General features: G+C 69.8%; 8 protein-coding genes and 4 pseudogenes. 3 read left to right on the plus strand and 9 right to left on the minus strand.

Features of this window, described 5'->3' with window-relative positions; translation table 11 throughout:
- A pseudogene (locus tag ACWF94_RS14805) lies at window positions 1-210 on the minus strand (hypothetical protein); the annotation flags it as partial.
- A gap of 169 nt (window positions 211-379) precedes the next feature.
- Here ACWF94_RS14805 and ACWF94_RS14810 point away from each other — a divergent pair.
- Window positions 380-751: pseudogene (locus ACWF94_RS14810) on the plus strand (transposase); the annotation flags it as partial.
- 52 nt (window positions 752-803) lie between these two features.
- Window positions 804-1685, plus strand: a pseudogene (locus ACWF94_RS14815) (ISAzo13 family transposase); the annotation flags it as partial.
- A 249-nt stretch (window positions 1686-1934) separates the two neighbouring features.
- Here ACWF94_RS14815 and ACWF94_RS14820 read toward each other — a convergent pair.
- From ACWF94_RS14820 to ACWF94_RS14850, 7 genes and pseudogenes are all read right to left on the minus strand, one after another.
- On the minus strand, window positions 1935-2897 hold the full coding sequence (locus ACWF94_RS14820) for a hydroxymethylglutaryl-CoA lyase (RefSeq protein WP_453487741.1): 963 nt from the start codon (window positions 2895-2897) through the stop codon (window positions 1935-1937).
- 139 nt (window positions 2898-3036) lie between these two features.
- Window positions 3037-3834 (minus strand): enoyl-CoA hydratase/isomerase family protein, encoded by a 798-nt coding sequence (locus ACWF94_RS14825; RefSeq protein WP_453487742.1) that lies wholly within the window; start codon window positions 3832-3834, stop codon window positions 3037-3039.
- A 1-nt stretch (window position 3835) separates the two neighbouring features.
- Window positions 3836-5095 (minus strand): CaiB/BaiF CoA transferase family protein, encoded by a 1260-nt coding sequence (locus tag ACWF94_RS14830; protein WP_453487743.1) that lies wholly within the window; start codon window positions 5093-5095, stop codon window positions 3836-3838.
- Window positions 5096-5134: 39 nt separating this feature from the next.
- The gene (locus ACWF94_RS14835) at window positions 5135-7288 is read right to left on the minus strand and encodes a hydantoinase B/oxoprolinase family protein (RefSeq protein ID WP_453487744.1); all 2154 of its coding nucleotides are present in this window, start codon (window positions 7286-7288) and stop codon (window positions 5135-5137) included.
- 28 nt (window positions 7289-7316) lie between these two features.
- Window positions 7317-9377: a hydantoinase/oxoprolinase family protein gene (locus ACWF94_RS14840; protein WP_453487745.1), complete on the minus strand. Its 2061-nt coding sequence runs from the start codon at window positions 9375-9377 to the stop codon at window positions 7317-7319.
- A 51-nt stretch (window positions 9378-9428) separates the two neighbouring features.
- Window positions 9429-10733, minus strand: a pseudogene (locus ACWF94_RS14845) (hydroxymethylglutaryl-CoA reductase, degradative); the annotation flags it as partial.
- 202 nt (window positions 10734-10935) lie between these two features.
- A complete protein-coding gene (locus ACWF94_RS14850; RefSeq protein WP_453487746.1) occupies window positions 10936-11457 on the minus strand; it encodes an ATP-binding protein in 522 nt (173 codons plus the stop codon).
- Between the two features lie 209 nt (window positions 11458-11666).
- On the opposite strand from ACWF94_RS14850, the gene ACWF94_RS14855 reads away from it, so the two are divergent.
- Window positions 11667-13664, plus strand: coding sequence for a helix-turn-helix domain-containing protein (locus ACWF94_RS14855; protein WP_453487747.1), 1998 nt, complete (start codon window positions 11667-11669; stop codon window positions 13662-13664).
- A gap of 168 nt (window positions 13665-13832) precedes the next feature.
- Here the strand turns inward: ACWF94_RS14855 and ACWF94_RS14860 are convergent, their stop codons facing one another.
- Window positions 13833-14741: a MerR family transcriptional regulator gene (locus tag ACWF94_RS14860; protein ID WP_453487748.1), complete on the minus strand. Its 909-nt coding sequence runs from the start codon at window positions 14739-14741 to the stop codon at window positions 13833-13835.
- Between the last annotated feature and the right edge of the window lie 422 nt (window positions 14742-15163).

The raw sequence follows: 15163 nt of genomic DNA on the forward strand, positions 1-15163 counted from the left end.
CGTAGGCCATGAGCTCCGGGGCGAGGGAGGGAAGTCGGCGACGCTGTCGGAGTGTCGCTGGTCGAACAGGACGTTGACGGCTGCGTAGTCGCCGTGGGGGGCCTTCACCGTCAGCCGCCAGGGAGACAGTTCCAGGAGGGCGGGGACGTGTTCGAGCGACGCGCCACCCGGCGATCGTCCTGACGGGCGGTGGCAGAGGGATCCGGCCAAGACTCTGGGCTAGTACTCCAGCAGGATTTTGCTGTCTGACCTGTGGGTTTCGCTCGGCGGGGCGGAATGTAGCGGCCTGTGGGGTGGTTGGGGGCGGTCTCACAGAGGCCGCCCCTCGAACGTGTGGCAACGCCGCAGATAGCGACAGTGTCCGGGGAAGCCTCCTTATGTGATCACCGAGCGTTCTGCCGAGCAGTGGGACCTGGAACTGGACGATCTCTTCGTGACCATCGGCCACTGTTTCCGCCGTGTCGAGCTCCGCCGTCGAATGCGTGACTACGTGCGTGGCCTGCTCGCCCCGGTCGCTCGCAAGAAGAGCTGGCAGTTGGCCGAGCAGGCGGGCCACTCCACTCCCGACGGTCTGCAGCACCTGCTGGCCGGAGCGAAGTGGGAAGCCGACGACATACGCGACGACCTGCAAGAATACGTCGCCACCGAGCTGGGGGAGGACGGCGGCGTCCTCATCATCGACGACACCGGGTTCGTCAAGAAGGGCACCACCTCCGCCGGGGTCCAGCGCCAGTATTCTGGGACCGCCGGGGCTTGTATTTCAATTATTGCTCGGTGGCGGGGTGTTGGCGGGACAATGAGGTGTGACTGCGGGTACGTCCGCTCGGGCCTCGGCTGTGGCTTTGAGGACGAAGTTCGATCAGTTCCTTCCTCATCTCGATGAACGGCGCCGTCGGATCTACCTGGCCAGCGAAGCCGTCGCGCTTGGCCGGGGCGGGATCACACTGGTGGCAGCCGCTTCTGGTACCAGCGCAGCCACCATCGCGCGCGGGATCGCCGAGCTGTCCGGGCCCCTGTTGCCGGCTGGCCGGATCCGTGCTCCAGGAGCCGGCCGTAAGCCGGTGACGGTCACCGATCCGGGTCTGCTGCCCGCGCTTGAAACTCTGATCGAGCCGACAACCCGGGGCGATCCCGTCTCACCGTTACGCTGGACCACGCTCTCGCTGCGGTCCCTGGCCTCGGCACTGACCACTCAGGGTCACCCTGTCAGTGCGGCGACCGCCGGACGCCTGCTGCATGCCGCGGGATACAGCCTGCAGGGCACCGCCAAAACCACAGAAGGCACCAGCCACCCGGACCGGGATGCCCAGTTCACGCACATCAACGCCACCGCCGCGGCCTTCCTCGAAGACAGCCAGCCGGTGATCAGCGTGGACACCAAGGCCAAGGAGTGGCTCGGCAACCGCGACCGACCTGGACGCATCTGGCGGCCAGGCAAGAACCCCGTCCGCGTCGACTCTCATACCTTCATCACCAGCGACCAGCCTGTGGTCATCCCCTACGGGATCTACGACATCGCCCGCAACACCGGATGGGTCAACGTCGGGACCGACCACGACACCGGCGAGTTCGCGGTGGAATCCATCCGCCGATGGTGGCGGCAGCGTGGACGGGACGATCACCCGGACGCCGGCCAGCTGGGTTTGTGGGCTTCTGGTGGTGTGTGGCCGCGTCGTTTGTCGTGGCTGATGCGGGCCTGGAGCTGGCGTCTGCGGCGCCAGTGGGACCAGTGCGGGACGTGTTCGGCGCTTGGGCGAGACCGGGTGAGTCGGGTGAGTCGGGTGACCAGGCGTCGGAGTTCGGGGAGGGTGAGGGGTATGAGCTGGGAGGCTCCGTTTCTGCTTTCCCGGTGCCGAGTTCGCGGGCCCGCAGGACGGTGAGGCAGGCGTGGGCGGCCATGACCGCAAGCACTGATCAGCGGCGGTGCAGGCTGCTCACGTGATCTCCGCTCCCGGCCCGACAGGCCGGCGCTGGGCCAGGGCGGTGACGACGCGGGAGGGGCTCGGGCGGCCGAGGTGCTCGGCCATCCAGTGGCTGGTGGCGGCCAGGGTGTTCAGGTCGGCCCCGGTGTGGATGCCGAGTCCGTGCAGCATCCAGAGCAGGTCTTCCGTGGCGAGGTTGCCGGTGGCGCTGCGGGCGTAGGGGCAGCCCCCGATGCCGCCGGCGGAGCTGTCGAACTCGGTGATGCCCGCGGTCAGCGCGGCGTGCACGTTGGCGAGTGCCTGCCCGTAGGTGTCGTGGAAGTGGAGGGCGATCCGCTCCGTGGGGATGCCAACACCCCGTACCGTGTCCAGGAGTTCCAGGACGTGGCCGGGTGTGCCGGTTCCGATCGTGTCTCCCAGCGACAGGGACGTGCAGCCCATGTCGAGGAGCCGCTGGGCGACCGAGGCGACCTGGTGGGGTTCCACATCGCCTTCCCACGGGTCGCCGAAGCACATCGACACGTAGCCGCGCACCGGCAGGCCCGCGGAGCGGGCCCGGCGTACGACCGGCTCGAACATCGTCAGCACACCCGCCACGTCCCGGGCCAGGTTGTTCTTCGCGAAGGACTCCGTCGCGCTGGCGAAGACGGCGATCTCCCGGGCACCGGCGGCCAGTGCCCGGTCCAGTCCGCGGTCGTTGGGAACGAGCACCGGCAGGCGGATGCCATCGAGGGATGTCACGGCGGTGAGCAGATCGTGCGCGTCGTCGAGTTGAGGTATCCACCGGGGGGAGACGAAGCTGGTGGCCTCGATGGTGGTCAGACCCGCGTCGGCGAGCCGCCGGATGAACTCTGTCTTGACGGGTGTGGGAACTCGGACGCTCTCGGCCTGCAGGCCGTCGCGGGGGCCGACCTCGTAGACGCGGACCCGTTCCGGCATGCCTGGCCGGGGGGCGGTGCGGGGCAGCGCGTTCATGGACGATGGGTTCCTGGATGTCATGGCGTCCGCCAGGTGGTGAGCGGGTGGACGAAGAGGGTGGCCACGCGGAACGCCATGCGCGGCGACGAGCGCCTCGCGACGGCGGGCCGGTGAGCGGTGTTCCGCCGTGGCTCCGTCATACGGAGGGCTTCCCGGCGTTCCGGCGCGAGGGGAAGTCGGGTGGACGGCGCTCGGCGAACGCGGCCAGCCCTTCCCGGGCGTCCGGGGCGGTGAACGCCCGCTGCCCGTACAGCGCCTCGGAGTGGAACGCCTGGTCCTGCGGGAGGTCTCCGAGGCGCAGCACCGACTCCTTGATCGTCTCCAGGGCGGTGCCGCTGCGGGCGGTGAGCCGGTGCGCCTGTTCCATCGCCGCATCGAGCAGCCGGTCGGCGGGAACCACGGCGTTGAGCAGACCGTACCGCAGGGCGGTGGCCGCGGGGATCCGGTCGCCGAGCAGCATCAGCTCCATGGCCCAGACGTAGGGGATCTGCCTGGTCAGCCGGGTCAGGGTGCCGCCGGCCGGAACCACTCCGACGCCGCTTTCGGGGAGCCCGAACTCGGCCGTGCCGGCGGCGATCCGGAGGTCCGTGGAGAGCATGATCTCGAACCCTCCGCCGAGACACAGCCCGTTGACCGCCGCGATGACCGGCTTGAACAACGTGGTGTGTTTCTGGTGGGCGCTGTCCCAGCGGGAGATGTCGAACCGTCCCTCGGCGAGCGCGGGAATCGACTCGGTGAGATCGGCTCCCACACAGAAGGCCCGGTCCCCCCTGCCGGTGAGGACCGCGACACCGATCGACTCGTCGTCGCGGACCTCGTCGAAGGCCGCTCCCAGCTCCTCGTACATCGCCAGGGTCAGCGAGTTCAGCTTCTCCGGCCGGTCGAACCGGATCAGCGCGACCGGCCCGTCGCGGTCGAGCGTGATGCCGCTCATCTCAGACCACCCCCGCGTCGCGCAGGGCGCGGATGCGTTCCGCGGAGAGGCCCGCGAAGTCCCGGAGCAACTGGTCGGTGTGCTCGCCGACCTGGGGAGCGAGACCCCGGGGTTCGGCCGGGGTGACATCGAGCTTGATCGGTGAGCCGAACATGCGGAGCCGGCCGAAGTCGGGGTACTCGACGTCGACGACCATGTCACGGGCCTGGATCTGAGGATCCGCGATGACCTCCCCGATGTCCTTGATCGCGCTCAGCGGTACGAGGTCGCCTGCCAGCTGCTCGAGTTCGCTCTTCGTCCGGTCGGCGAACCACCTGTGCAGCAGCGGCCGTACGCGGCGTTCGTAGACCTCCGGTGTGAACCGTTTGGCCATCGTGTCGATCTCCGGGTCGGCCGCCAGCTCGGGTTCGCCGAACATCTCGCAGGTCAACCGCCAGAACTTGTCGGTGTAGCCACCGAAGAAGACGAAGCCGTCCGTGCACGGGTACAGCTCGTAGGGCTTGACGAACGGATGCTCGTTGCCGAGTGGTGTCGGCACCCTGCCCTCGACGGTGTGTGAGACGACCGCGTTCTCCGTCAGGCTGAGCACCGAGTCCTGCTGGGAGACGTCCACCAGCTGCCCCTCACCGGTGTGTTCGACGTGTCGCAGCGCGGCGAGCGTGCCGATCACGGCGTAGAGCGTGGCCGACAGATCGCCGATGATGGTGCCGACCCGGACCGGCGGGCGGTCGGGGAACCCGTTCATGGACCACAGCCCGCCGGTGGCCTGCGCGCTGTTGTCGTACGCGGGCTTGCGGCGGTACGGGCCGGTCTGGCCGTAGCCGGAGATCGCGGTGTAGACCAGACGCGGATTGACCTTCCGCAGCTCGCGGTAGCCGATGCCCAGCCTGTCCATGGTTCCGCCGCGGAAGTTCTCGACCAGGACGTCCGCGCGGCTGACCAGCTCGCGCAGCAGCTCCTTGCCATCGGGCCGGGACAGGTCCAGGGTCATGCCGAGCTTGTTCCGGTTGTACTGGGCGAAGAACGCGCTGAACGCGTCACCGTCCGGCGACGTCAGCAGCGGGGGGAACGCGCGCGCGTAGTCCGGGTCCTTCGGATTCTCGATCTTGATGACCGTCGCTCCGAGATCCGCGAGCAGCATCGAGCAGAACGGCCCGGCGACCACCCGTGTGATGTCGAGGACCACCACGCCGCGCAGCGCCCCGGGAGTGGCGCCGCCCGGCAGGACGGCATCAAGGTTGAACTCACCGTTGAGTTCCATCACGCAACAACACCTCCTTCTTCGATGACCGCTGGGGAATCAGCCGGCGGCGGCTTCGACCCGGATGCGCGCGTCGAGCAGTGTGCCGCAGCGCGGACTGTAGAACTCGTCGAGGAGCACCCGCTGCCCGTGGTCCCGGGACCGTAGGCGGACGCCGTACTCGCCCAGCCGGGCGGCGGCGACGCGCGTGGTGACGACCGCGTCCTCCCGCCAGTCGTCCCTGGTGCTGACGCGGGCGCCGCTGGCCGGGCAGTACCAGCCGTCCGCGGTACGGCGGGGCGCGGACGCACCGGCAGCCGCGTCGGCCATGACCGGCACGGCCGGTTCCCCGCCGATCCGGGCGGCGCGCATCGCATGGCGCGTGCGCGCCGTCGCGGCGGCGTCCACGGCACCGGCGGCGAGCACCACGCCGTAAACGGCGGACGCCGCGTGGGCGGTGATGTACGCGTCCCGGACGTCCTTGGCGACGAGCCGCGGGTCGCGGAGGAGGGGGTCCCCGTAGCCACCGCCACCGGCGGTCCACTGCACGAAGACGTCGCCGGCCGAGACCGGCACCGAGGACTGGTTGATGGCCAGCAGCTCCCGTTCCCCGTACGCCAGGCTGTCGTCGGTGGGCACCGAGCCCGCGGCGAGCAGATCGGCGATGTCGGTCCGGCGCAGGATCTGGTGCCCGCTGCCGCCGCCGGGAAGCCCGCCGCCGTATCCGTCGGCGACCACCTGGGCGCTGGGGGCGAACACGGTCTGGGTGACGGAGGGCGCCCCGTGCAGGGTCCAGGCGAACTCCAGTCCCAGGCCGCCGCGGTGTGCCCCGTGCCCGGCGCTGGCGATGTTGAGCCGCTTCCACAGATAGAGGAGGGGATAGAGCATCTCGTTCATCTCGACGTCCGGGAGCATGTTGTTGACCTGTGTCATCATCCCGGCGCAGTCCAGACCGTCGGTGTTCGGCTGGGCTCCCGCCCCCATGCCTCCGCCGTCCATGTTGAACAGCACGAAGTACTCGCCGTCGTCCGAGGTGCCGGCCGAGATGCCGCCGGTCCACGAGTCGGCCCACACACCCTGGGTGCGGTCGCGGACGGTTTCGTCGGCGCTGCCCCGGCAGGCGTCGTTCATCAGCTTGGTGACCAGCCGGCTGACGCGGGCGCCGGTCGTGAGGTGCCCGTTGCTGATCGGAGCCGGCGGTGTGGGGTTGACGATGGAGCCCCGTCCGGCGATGACCTCGAAGGCGGTCATGACGCCCTCGTTGAACGGTACGTCCCAGGCGAGGATGGGCACGATCGCCGTGGCGATGCTCCCGACGAGCGCTCCGTAGCTGCAGTTGACGAAGCCGTCGGTCTGCTCACTGGACCCGGTGAAGTCGAAGGTGATCTGCTCGCCCCGCTTGGTCATGGTGCAGGCGACGCGGTACAGCTCGTCGACGTGGCCGTTGTGCTCGGTCCACTCCTCCGCCGCGTACGTTCCGTCGGGGATCTTCGCGACGCGGTCACGGACCACCTGCTCCGCCAGTTCGAAGCTGAGCCGGGTGTACTCGCGGAACTCATCGAGCCCGAATTCCCCGATCGTGGCGAGCAGCCGCTGGATCCCGGTGTTGTTGCTGGCCACCAGGCTGCGCACATCGTTCCAGAACAGCGCGGGCACCCGTACGTTGTTGAGCAGGATGCGCCGTACCCATGCGACGGGCTCGCCCTTCTCGAAGATCTTCACGCCCGGCGGCAGGCGGAGCGCCTCGCTGTAGCAGTCGTAGGCGTCGGGGGCGAAGCCGCCCGGTGTCATCCCGCCGACGTCGACGAGGTGGGCCTGGGACTGCGCCCATCCGATGAGCTCGTCACCGTGGAAGATCGGCGAGATCACGTTCGTGTCCGGCGGGTGGCTCGCGCCAGCGGTGTGCGGGTCGTTGCTGATGAAGGCGTCGCCGGGCTGGAGCGGCTCGCCCGCGATCTCCCTGACCAGATTCTGGACGGCGACACTGCCGGAGCCGATATGGAACTGGACGTAGTCGGAGTAGGCGTAGATGCGGCCGGTCGGGTCGAAGAGCGCGGTGTTGAAGTCGCCGGCCTCGGTGATCACCGGAGAGCCGGACGAGCGGACCATCGCGATGCCCATCTCCTCGACGATGGAGTCCAGGCGCATGCGGATGACTTCCAGCGTGACGGGGTCGAACCCGGCGGGGAGCCGGCTGGCGGCGGATACGGTCATGAGGGCCTCCTGGAAGCAGCCGTGCGGTTCAGCGGGTCGGGTCGAGCAGGATGAGGAAGTGGCCGGCATCGGTCAGCTCCACCGTGGCGCCGGCGGGCACGTAGACGGTGGTGTCGGGCTCCTCCAGCAGGCACGGTCCCTTCGCCCGGCCCAGCGCGGCGAAGCCGCGGTGCACGTCCACATCGGTCCGTGCCCCGGTCGCCGGTTCGAGGATGCTGCGGCGCAGCAGTACGTGCCTCTCCGCGTCGGCGTCCACCTGCTGTCGGACCTGCTGGACATCACTGCGGCCGACCGCGCGCACCCGGGAGTTGACCAGCAGGATGTCGGTCTCGGTCCACGCGGTCCCGGCTCCGAACTCGCTCTCGTAGTCGGCGATGAACCGCGCGCGCAGTTCGTCCTTGCCGGCCTCGGTGAAGGCCCCGGCTTCGAGCTGTGTGGTGACCTCGAAGATCTGGCCGACGAACTTCATGTCGGCCTCGCGGTGCAGCTCACGCCGGTCCTCGGGGATGCCCTCGGTGTCGAACCACGCCTGCGCGCGCCGCTCCAGGGCCTGGAACTCGCGGTCCAGGTCGGCGGCCGGCTGCCGCATCGTCCAAGGGCTGGTCCGCACGGCGGAGAAGACGGAATCGGCGTGCATGAGTCCGTAGGCCGAGAACACCGCGGCGTTGCCGGGGATGACGATCTCGGTCACGCCGATCTCGGCGGCGATGCTCGTGGCGAACAGGCCGCAGGCGCCGCCGAAGCCGACGAGGGTGAACTCGCGGGGGTCGTGGCCGCGGTTGACGGTGATCTTGCGCAGCGCGTTGGCCATCTGCGAGGTGGCGAGGCGGTACACGCCCTCGGCAGCGGCGTCCTCGGTCAGCCCGAGCGGCTGCGCGACGTGCTCGCGCAGTGCCTCGCGGGCCAGGTCCTCGTACAGGTCGACGGTCCCGCCGAGGTAGTAGCCGGGGTTGATGAGGCCGAGCACGAGCGCGGCGTCGGTGACCGCCGGGCGGGTGCCGCCGTTGCCGTAGCAGGCGGGTCCGGGAGTGGAGCCCGTACTGTGTGGTCCGACCCGGAGCAGACCGCGGCCGTCCACCCAGGCGGCACTGCCGCCGCCGGCGCCGATCGTCTCGATGTCGACGACGGTCAGACTCGTCGGCAGACCGCCGATCTCGGCCCGGGAGAGCAGCCGGAACTCGTCGTCCATGATCGCGGCGGCGTCCAGGCTGGTGCCGCCCATGTCGGCGGTCAGCACCCGGCGCCTGCCCAGCTGTTGTCCGAGCAGCCGGGCGCCGGTGACACCGCCGACGGGCCCGGAGTTGAACATGGAGATCGGTGCCTTGCTCGTCTCCTCGACCGACAGGAACCCGCCGTGGACCTGCATGATCTGCACACGGGCGCGCAGGCCGCGGGCGCGCAGCTCCTCGGCCAGGTGGTCGAAGTGCGAGGCGACGAGCGGTTTGACCGCGGCGTCGAGGGCTGTGGTGACCATGCGCTCGTACTCACGGTAGACCGGGGTCAGGCTGCTGGAGAGGGTGAACGGTACGCCGGGATGGTTCTCCAGCAGGTAGCGGCCGATGGCCTGCTCATGGGCGGGGTTGCGGAACGACCACAGCAGACAGACGGCGACGGCCTCGGCACCCGTGGCGAGCGCGGCGTCCACCGCTGTGGCGATGACCTCATCCCGCAGCGGCACGATGACATCACCGTGCGCATCGACGCGTTCGGCGACCTCGATCGTGCGGCCGCGCTCGACGATGTCGGGCGGCGACAGCATCTTGTGCGGGTCGCGCTCGTCGGTCCGCGCCGACCGGGCGATCCGCATCGTGTCGCGGAACCCCTGTGTGGTGAGGAGGGCCACCGTGGCGTACTTCTGCTCGTCGACCGCATTGGTGACGATCGTGTTCCCGAGCACGAACCGGTCGACTGCCGGGTAGAAGTCCTCCTCGGACAGGTCCGCGCGCTCTCGCAGCACGGCCAGCGCACCCAGGATGCCGGTGGTGACGTCCTTCGTCGAGAACGCCTTGCCGCGGAACGTACGGCCGTCGAGGACCGCGACCGCGTCGGTGAACGTCCCACCGACGTCGATACCAACGTGTAGTGCCATGTCTCAGTGTCTCCCTTGGCTCTTGAACGTGCGGGCGGTGAGGCGCGGACCTCAGGCGTTGTCGCGCAGCTCGGCGATGACCTCTCCGGCGTGGTCGCCGCGCACGGCCCCGTCCGTGATCAGCCGGGCGACCACGAGCGGCAGTTCCTCCGGGGTGGCGCCGGCGGCGACGGCGACGTTGCGGGCGTGCAGCGACATATGGCCGCGCTGGATGCCCTCGGCCGCCAGGGCCCGGACCGCTGCGAGGTTCTGGGCCAGGCCGACGGCGGTGATGACCTCGCCCAGCTCACGGGCCGTGGTGACGCCGAGCAGGGCCACGGCGCACCGCGCGACCGGGTGCACCTTGGTGGCCCCGCCGACCAGGCCGACCGCCATCGGCAGCTCCAGCGCACCGGCCAGATTGCCGTCGGAGTCCTTCTCGAAGTGCGACAGGGAGGTGTACCTGCCGTGTCCGCCGACGGCGTGGGAGTGGGCACCGGCCTCGACGGCGCGGGTGTCGTTGCCGGTGGCCAGGACCACGGCGATGGTGCCGTTCATGATTCCCTTGTTGTGGGTGGCGGCCCGGTACGGGTCCGCCTCGGCCAGGGCGGCGGCGTGCACGATGTCGTCGACCACCTCGGGCCCGCCGAGCGCGTCGGCGTCGAACACGGCACGCGCCCGGCACAGGCGCAGATCGGCCTTGTTGCTGAGGATCCGCAGCAGCGTGCGGCCCCGGGCGATCTCGCCGACCCGCCCGGCGATCGCTTCCGCCATGGTGTTGACGGCGTTGGCACCCATCGCGTCGCGCACGTCCACGATCAGGTGCAGCACCACATACGTGCCGGCGGGAGCGTGGACCAGATGTACGTCCACATCCCGGACGCCGCCGCCGAAGCGCACGAGCTGGGGGTCCTGCGCGTCAGCCAGCGCGATGAGTTCCTCACGTGCTTCGAGCAGCCGTAGCCGGGCGGTGTGCGGATCGGCGACATCGAGGAGCTGGAGCTGGGCCCGCATGAGCTGCTCCGTGGTCGAGGTGGCGAATCCCCCGGCGATACGGGCGATACGGGCGGCGTTGCTGGCCGCGGCGATCACCGATGGCTCCTCGGTGGCCATGGGGATCAGGTAGTCGCGGCCATTGATGGTGAAATTCGTGGCCACGCCCAGCGGGACGCCGAGGACACCGATTACGTTCTCGACCATGTGGTCGGCCTGCTCCAGGGTGAGGCCGTGCCCGGGATCGAGCGCCTCCAGACTCTCCGGTCCGACCGAGGCGCTCTGCGCGATGCGGGCGCGGCGCTCACCGACCGACAGGTCCTTCATACCGGAAAGCCGGCTGTTGACTGCCATGGGTCCTCCTGCTTCCAACGACGAGCCTCGGGGGAGGCGGACGAGCGGTCCATACGGAAATCAGTGGTGCACGGACGCTCACGGGCACCTGCACGGTCTCGACGGGTCCGGGTGCCGCGCAGGGCGGTGGTGTTCGGGACCGGGCATCGTGAGTGCCTCCTTCCTGCGGGTGTCACATCGCCACGGCGCCGGCACCAGGCACATCGGGGGCGCCCGTGGGGATGGGATCCGGTCAGGCCGCTTCCGTGCCCCGTCGTCGGCCGCCGACGGGGCAGGTCGCGGAAGCGGCCTTGGTGGTGGGAGGCGGGATCCGCAACTCGGCGCACACAGCCGTGCCGTACGAGGTCCGCTCCACCCGGCAGGTCGTGGAGTAGGCGTGGACCAGGCGCAGCCCCCGCCCGTGCTCCCTCTGCTCGGGCGTCCCGACGGCACGGTGCCGTTCCTGCCACCTGCCGGCGTCCTTGACCTCGACGGCGGCCGTCGAATCGCCGACCGTCAGCAGCAGACTCACGTCGGAGCTTCCGCTGTGCAGCACGGTATTGGTTACCAGTTCCGTTGTGATCAGGCACAGAGCGTCGACGGTCTCCGCGTGTGCCCCCCATTGTGCCGCCATGTCGCGTGTGAAGGCCCGCAGAGCTGGGACGGCCGGGGTTTCCACGGCCATGGCGCACACTGCGGAGCGCTGCCGGAGCGTGGTCCCGCCGTGCCGGTGGAGCAAAGCGGAGAGGGGTGACTGTTCAACAAACATGATCATGTCCTGCGGTGAGGAGCTCGTGGGGACGGTCGGCGTGTCTGGCGACAGAGGGCCGAGATCTGATCGGCTGTTGCGTCGTGACCGGCGGATGTCGGCTGGATGGCCCCGCTGTCACATTCCAGACTCTAGGGACTGGGTGTGACGGCTGCCATGTATAGTTGATACACATTGCGGAGTTCTTGGTGGATGATTCACACAGGGTGGTAGATGTGGGAGCGCCCGGAGATGCCGAACAGGCGCCGCCGGTCGGCATCTCGGTGCCCGCGGTCCTGGCCCTGCTCGACCTCGCCGCGAAAGGCCGGCCGGACGAACCGGACGCGGTGACGGACCTGCTGCTCACCGAGCGGCTCGACACCGCCACGGCCACACAGGTGGGCCGGCGGGTTCAGGAACTCCAGGGCGCGATGGCCCGGCTGCACCGGCGCGGCCAGGAACTGGCCGCGCTGTTCTCCAGCGCGCGGGAACTCGCCGAACTGCACGACGTGGATCTGCTGATCACTCGGCTGGTGCGGCGCGCCCACGACCTGGCCGGAACCGACGTCACCTACCTGTCCGAGTTCGACGAGACCACCCGCGAGCTGAGGGTTCGGTCCACCGCCGGGGCAGTCACCCCGTCCTTCCAGAAACTGAGGGTGCCGCCCCACATCGGCCTGGCCGGCAAGATCGTCGAGTCCCGCGCTCCGCAGTGGACCCCGCGCTACGAGCAGCTGCACGACGTGACGCATGACAGCGGCATCGACAACGCCGTCCGCGCCGAGGGCCTCGTCTCCATCCTGGGCGTCCCGCTGACCGCCGGTGATCAGATCCTGGGGGTGCTGTTCGCGGCCAACCGCAACGAGCACGCGTTCTCCCCGGAAGAGGTACTGCTGTTGTCGGCCTTCGCCGACAACGTCGCCGTCGTGCTGCAATCGGCCCGTCTGCTCACCCGGACCCGGGCCGCCGCCGCCGAGACACAGCACGCGTACGACGCGCTCGCCGAGCACGTCGAGGCGATGGAACGCGCCAGCAGGGTGCACGAGGAGCTGACCGCCGTGGTTCTGCGCGGAGGCGGAGCCGCCGATGTCGCGCGGACTCTGGGAGCGGCGCTGCACAGACCTGTGGTCATCCTGGACGAAACCTACGCCGCGCTCGCCTCGTCCGACGACCGGAGCACCGCCTCGGTGATCGACCCGCCCGCCGTCCGGTCGGCGGTCACGGACAGCCTGCGCTCCGGACGCTGTGTTCCGCTGAAGCCGCCGGCAGGCGACTTCCACGCCGCGGTCGCCGTGCTCGCCGGAGAGATGATGCTCGGCAGTCTGCTCATCGGTGACGGCGCGGTCGAACTCGGCTCGGTGGAGCAGCACACCATCGAGCGCGCCGCACAGATCACCGCGCTCCTCACGCTCAAACAGGACGCGGCCCTCCACGCCGAAGACCGTGTGCGCGGCGAACTTCTCGGCGACCTGGTCAGTCCTGACATCCGGCGTCACTCCAGCCTGCCCGCCCGGCTGCGCGCCCGCAGACTGCGCCCGGACGACCTGCGCACCGTCGTCATCATGGTCGTGGCGCCCGAGCAGCGCCGTGCGGCGCTGCGGGCCGCGCAGACGGCTGCCGCGCCGTCCGGCCTGGCGGGCGAAGTGGACGGGATCATCGCGCTCGTCGTACCGGAAGGCGACCCGCAACGCGCCGCGACCGCCGTCCGCGACCGCGTGTGTGCTCAGACGGGTTTCGGCGAGGTGCTGACCGTCGCCGGGGCCCCCACGGAGACTCTTGACGAACTGAGCGCCCGTTTCTCCGCGGCTCGGGACTGCGGCCGGGTGCTGACCGCCCTCGGCGTCGACGCGGGCGCGGTCGCGGCCGACGCCTACCTGCCGTACACCACCCTGTTCGCCAGCGACCCCTCCAGTGTGCGGCAGTTCATCGACCACACCATTGGTCCCGTCCAGCGCTGGGACGCCGAGCGGGGGACCGACCTGCTCGCCACGCTCCACCGGTTCGTCGAGTGCAACGCGAGCCCTGCCCGCACAGCGCGGCTGATGGGCGTGCACAACAACACCGTGCTGCAGCGGATGGACAGGATCACCCAGCTGCTCGGCAGCGCCTGGCGCGAGCCGGAGCCCTTCTTCCGCGTCTCGGTGGCGGTGCGTCTGCAAGCCCTCGCCGAGACCGTTCTGAATTCCGCACGGCGACCCCAGGCAGGGGAATCAGGAAGCCTCAATCCGTGGTGATGTCGCCGAAGCCTGCCTCGATGCTCCGCATGCGCTGATCCGCCGCGCCGCCGAGGAGACCGGGGGCTGTTGCTCCCCGGCCGCCGGGCCGCTCACCGCCGAACGTACCGCCGAGCTCATGCGGCCCGGGGCGGCGGACCTTGCAGGTCAGTACATCTAGGCCGTGTTCTAGGAAGCGGGTGACTCGTGGGCGGCGAGTTCTTCGGCCAATTCCACGCAGCGCAGGCGGGCCGGGGAGAAGTCGTAGGGCATTTTGCCGGTGGCTTCGAATGCGCTCATGGAGTCTTGCCTGCCACTACCAGAATCTCGGCCGTCCTCGTCCCTGCCCTCATCAGCGGTAGCAGGGTGCAAAGCGTCCCAGGAGTCGAAGAGCGCATCGTCGCTCTGCGCCAGGTCCGAATCCTCGATGACGGCTTGCAGCGCCTTTTCGAAGGCGTGTCGTTCGGCAGCCACCCGGGCCACGCGGGGGTCATCGACAGCGATCGTGTCATCGAGTGCCTCCTCGGCGGCATCAACACAGTCGGATTCCTCCCGCAGATCCGCGTGGGTGGCCAGGGCAATAAAACGGGTGGCCTGGACGGCCGCACCGAGCGGGCCGAAGATCCGCTCGGTGACCAGCAGGCTGTCCAGGTCCGCCTGGCGAAGGGAGCCCTCGGGCAGGCTCTTGAGGCGGCTGGTGACGAAGTCGGAGAGCAGGCCCATCCTGCTGCCTTCGGTGCGCATGCGCTGCACGGCAGTTCGCTGCCGCCGCAGTTCTGCTTCCTGGACGACGAGGGTTTCCTCCAGCCGTTCCAGGATGCTCGCGATGCCGTCGTCGCTGTCGGCACCGGCAGAAGCCGTATCGGTGAAGGCGTCACGGATGTCGTCCAGGGCGATCCCGGCGTCGGCCATCTTGCGGATCCACAGCAGCCGGATCATGTCTTCGTAGCTGTAGCGGCGGCGGTCGTCGCCGCCCCGCTCGGGCTCGGGGAGCAGACCGATGTCGTGGTAGTGACGGATCGCCCGCGGTGTGGTGCCGACGAAGGCCGCCGCGTCACCGATCCTGACCTGGCGCGGCGGAATGAAGGACGAGTACATGAGCAGGGCCTTCCTCAATGGGACGGAACGTGGGTCCACCGGACCACATACCGCTGCGGAAGGTGCAACTCCAGACACACCGCGGCGCTGCCGGAGCTGATGGTGGAGATCGAGTGCACGGCGGTGCTGGGGTGACGGCAGAGTCGTAGGCGCCCCCGCCGAACAGTCCGGCATGCCGGATCCGGCGGAGTCGCGCGCCGAGCACCGCCCGGTCCGGCACACCGGCATGGCCCCCGGCGATCTCCCTTGGCCTTCCGCAGAAATCGTGCCGATCCGTTCGGCCGGCACCACCCGCGAGGGCGGCTCGGCTGCGGCCCATCGCCCGAGCCGCGGGGTTCGCACAGCGGCACGGGCCGAGAGATGGCGGAGAGGGACCTCGCCGGCGTCCCGCCGCTGCGCGCCGTCGCGACGTCGCCCGTGAC

The sequence above is a fragment of the Streptomyces sp. NPDC055078 genome, from assembly GCF_053607985.1.

Coding starts and splice junctions, on each gene's coding strand:
- ACWF94_RS14820 (WP_453487741.1), bottom strand. CDS start 2,897: ATGAACGCGCTGCCCCGCACCGCCCCCCGGCCAGGCATGCCGGAACGG.
- ACWF94_RS14825 (WP_453487742.1), bottom strand. CDS start 3,834: ATGAGCGGCATCACGCTCGACCGCGACGGGCCGGTCGCGCTGATCCGG.
- ACWF94_RS14830 (WP_453487743.1), bottom strand. CDS start 5,095: ATGGAACTCAACGGTGAGTTCAACCTTGATGCCGTCCTGCCGGGCGGC.
- ACWF94_RS14835 (WP_453487744.1), bottom strand. CDS start 7,288: ATGACCGTATCCGCCGCCAGCCGGCTCCCCGCCGGGTTCGACCCCGTC.
- ACWF94_RS14840 (WP_453487745.1), bottom strand. CDS start 9,377: ATGGCACTACACGTTGGTATCGACGTCGGTGGGACGTTCACCGACGCG.
- ACWF94_RS14850 (WP_453487746.1), bottom strand. CDS start 11,457: ATGATCATGTTTGTTGAACAGTCACCCCTCTCCGCTTTGCTCCACCGG.
- ACWF94_RS14860 (WP_453487748.1), bottom strand. CDS start 14,741: ATGTACTCGTCCTTCATTCCGCCGCGCCAGGTCAGGATCGGTGACGCG.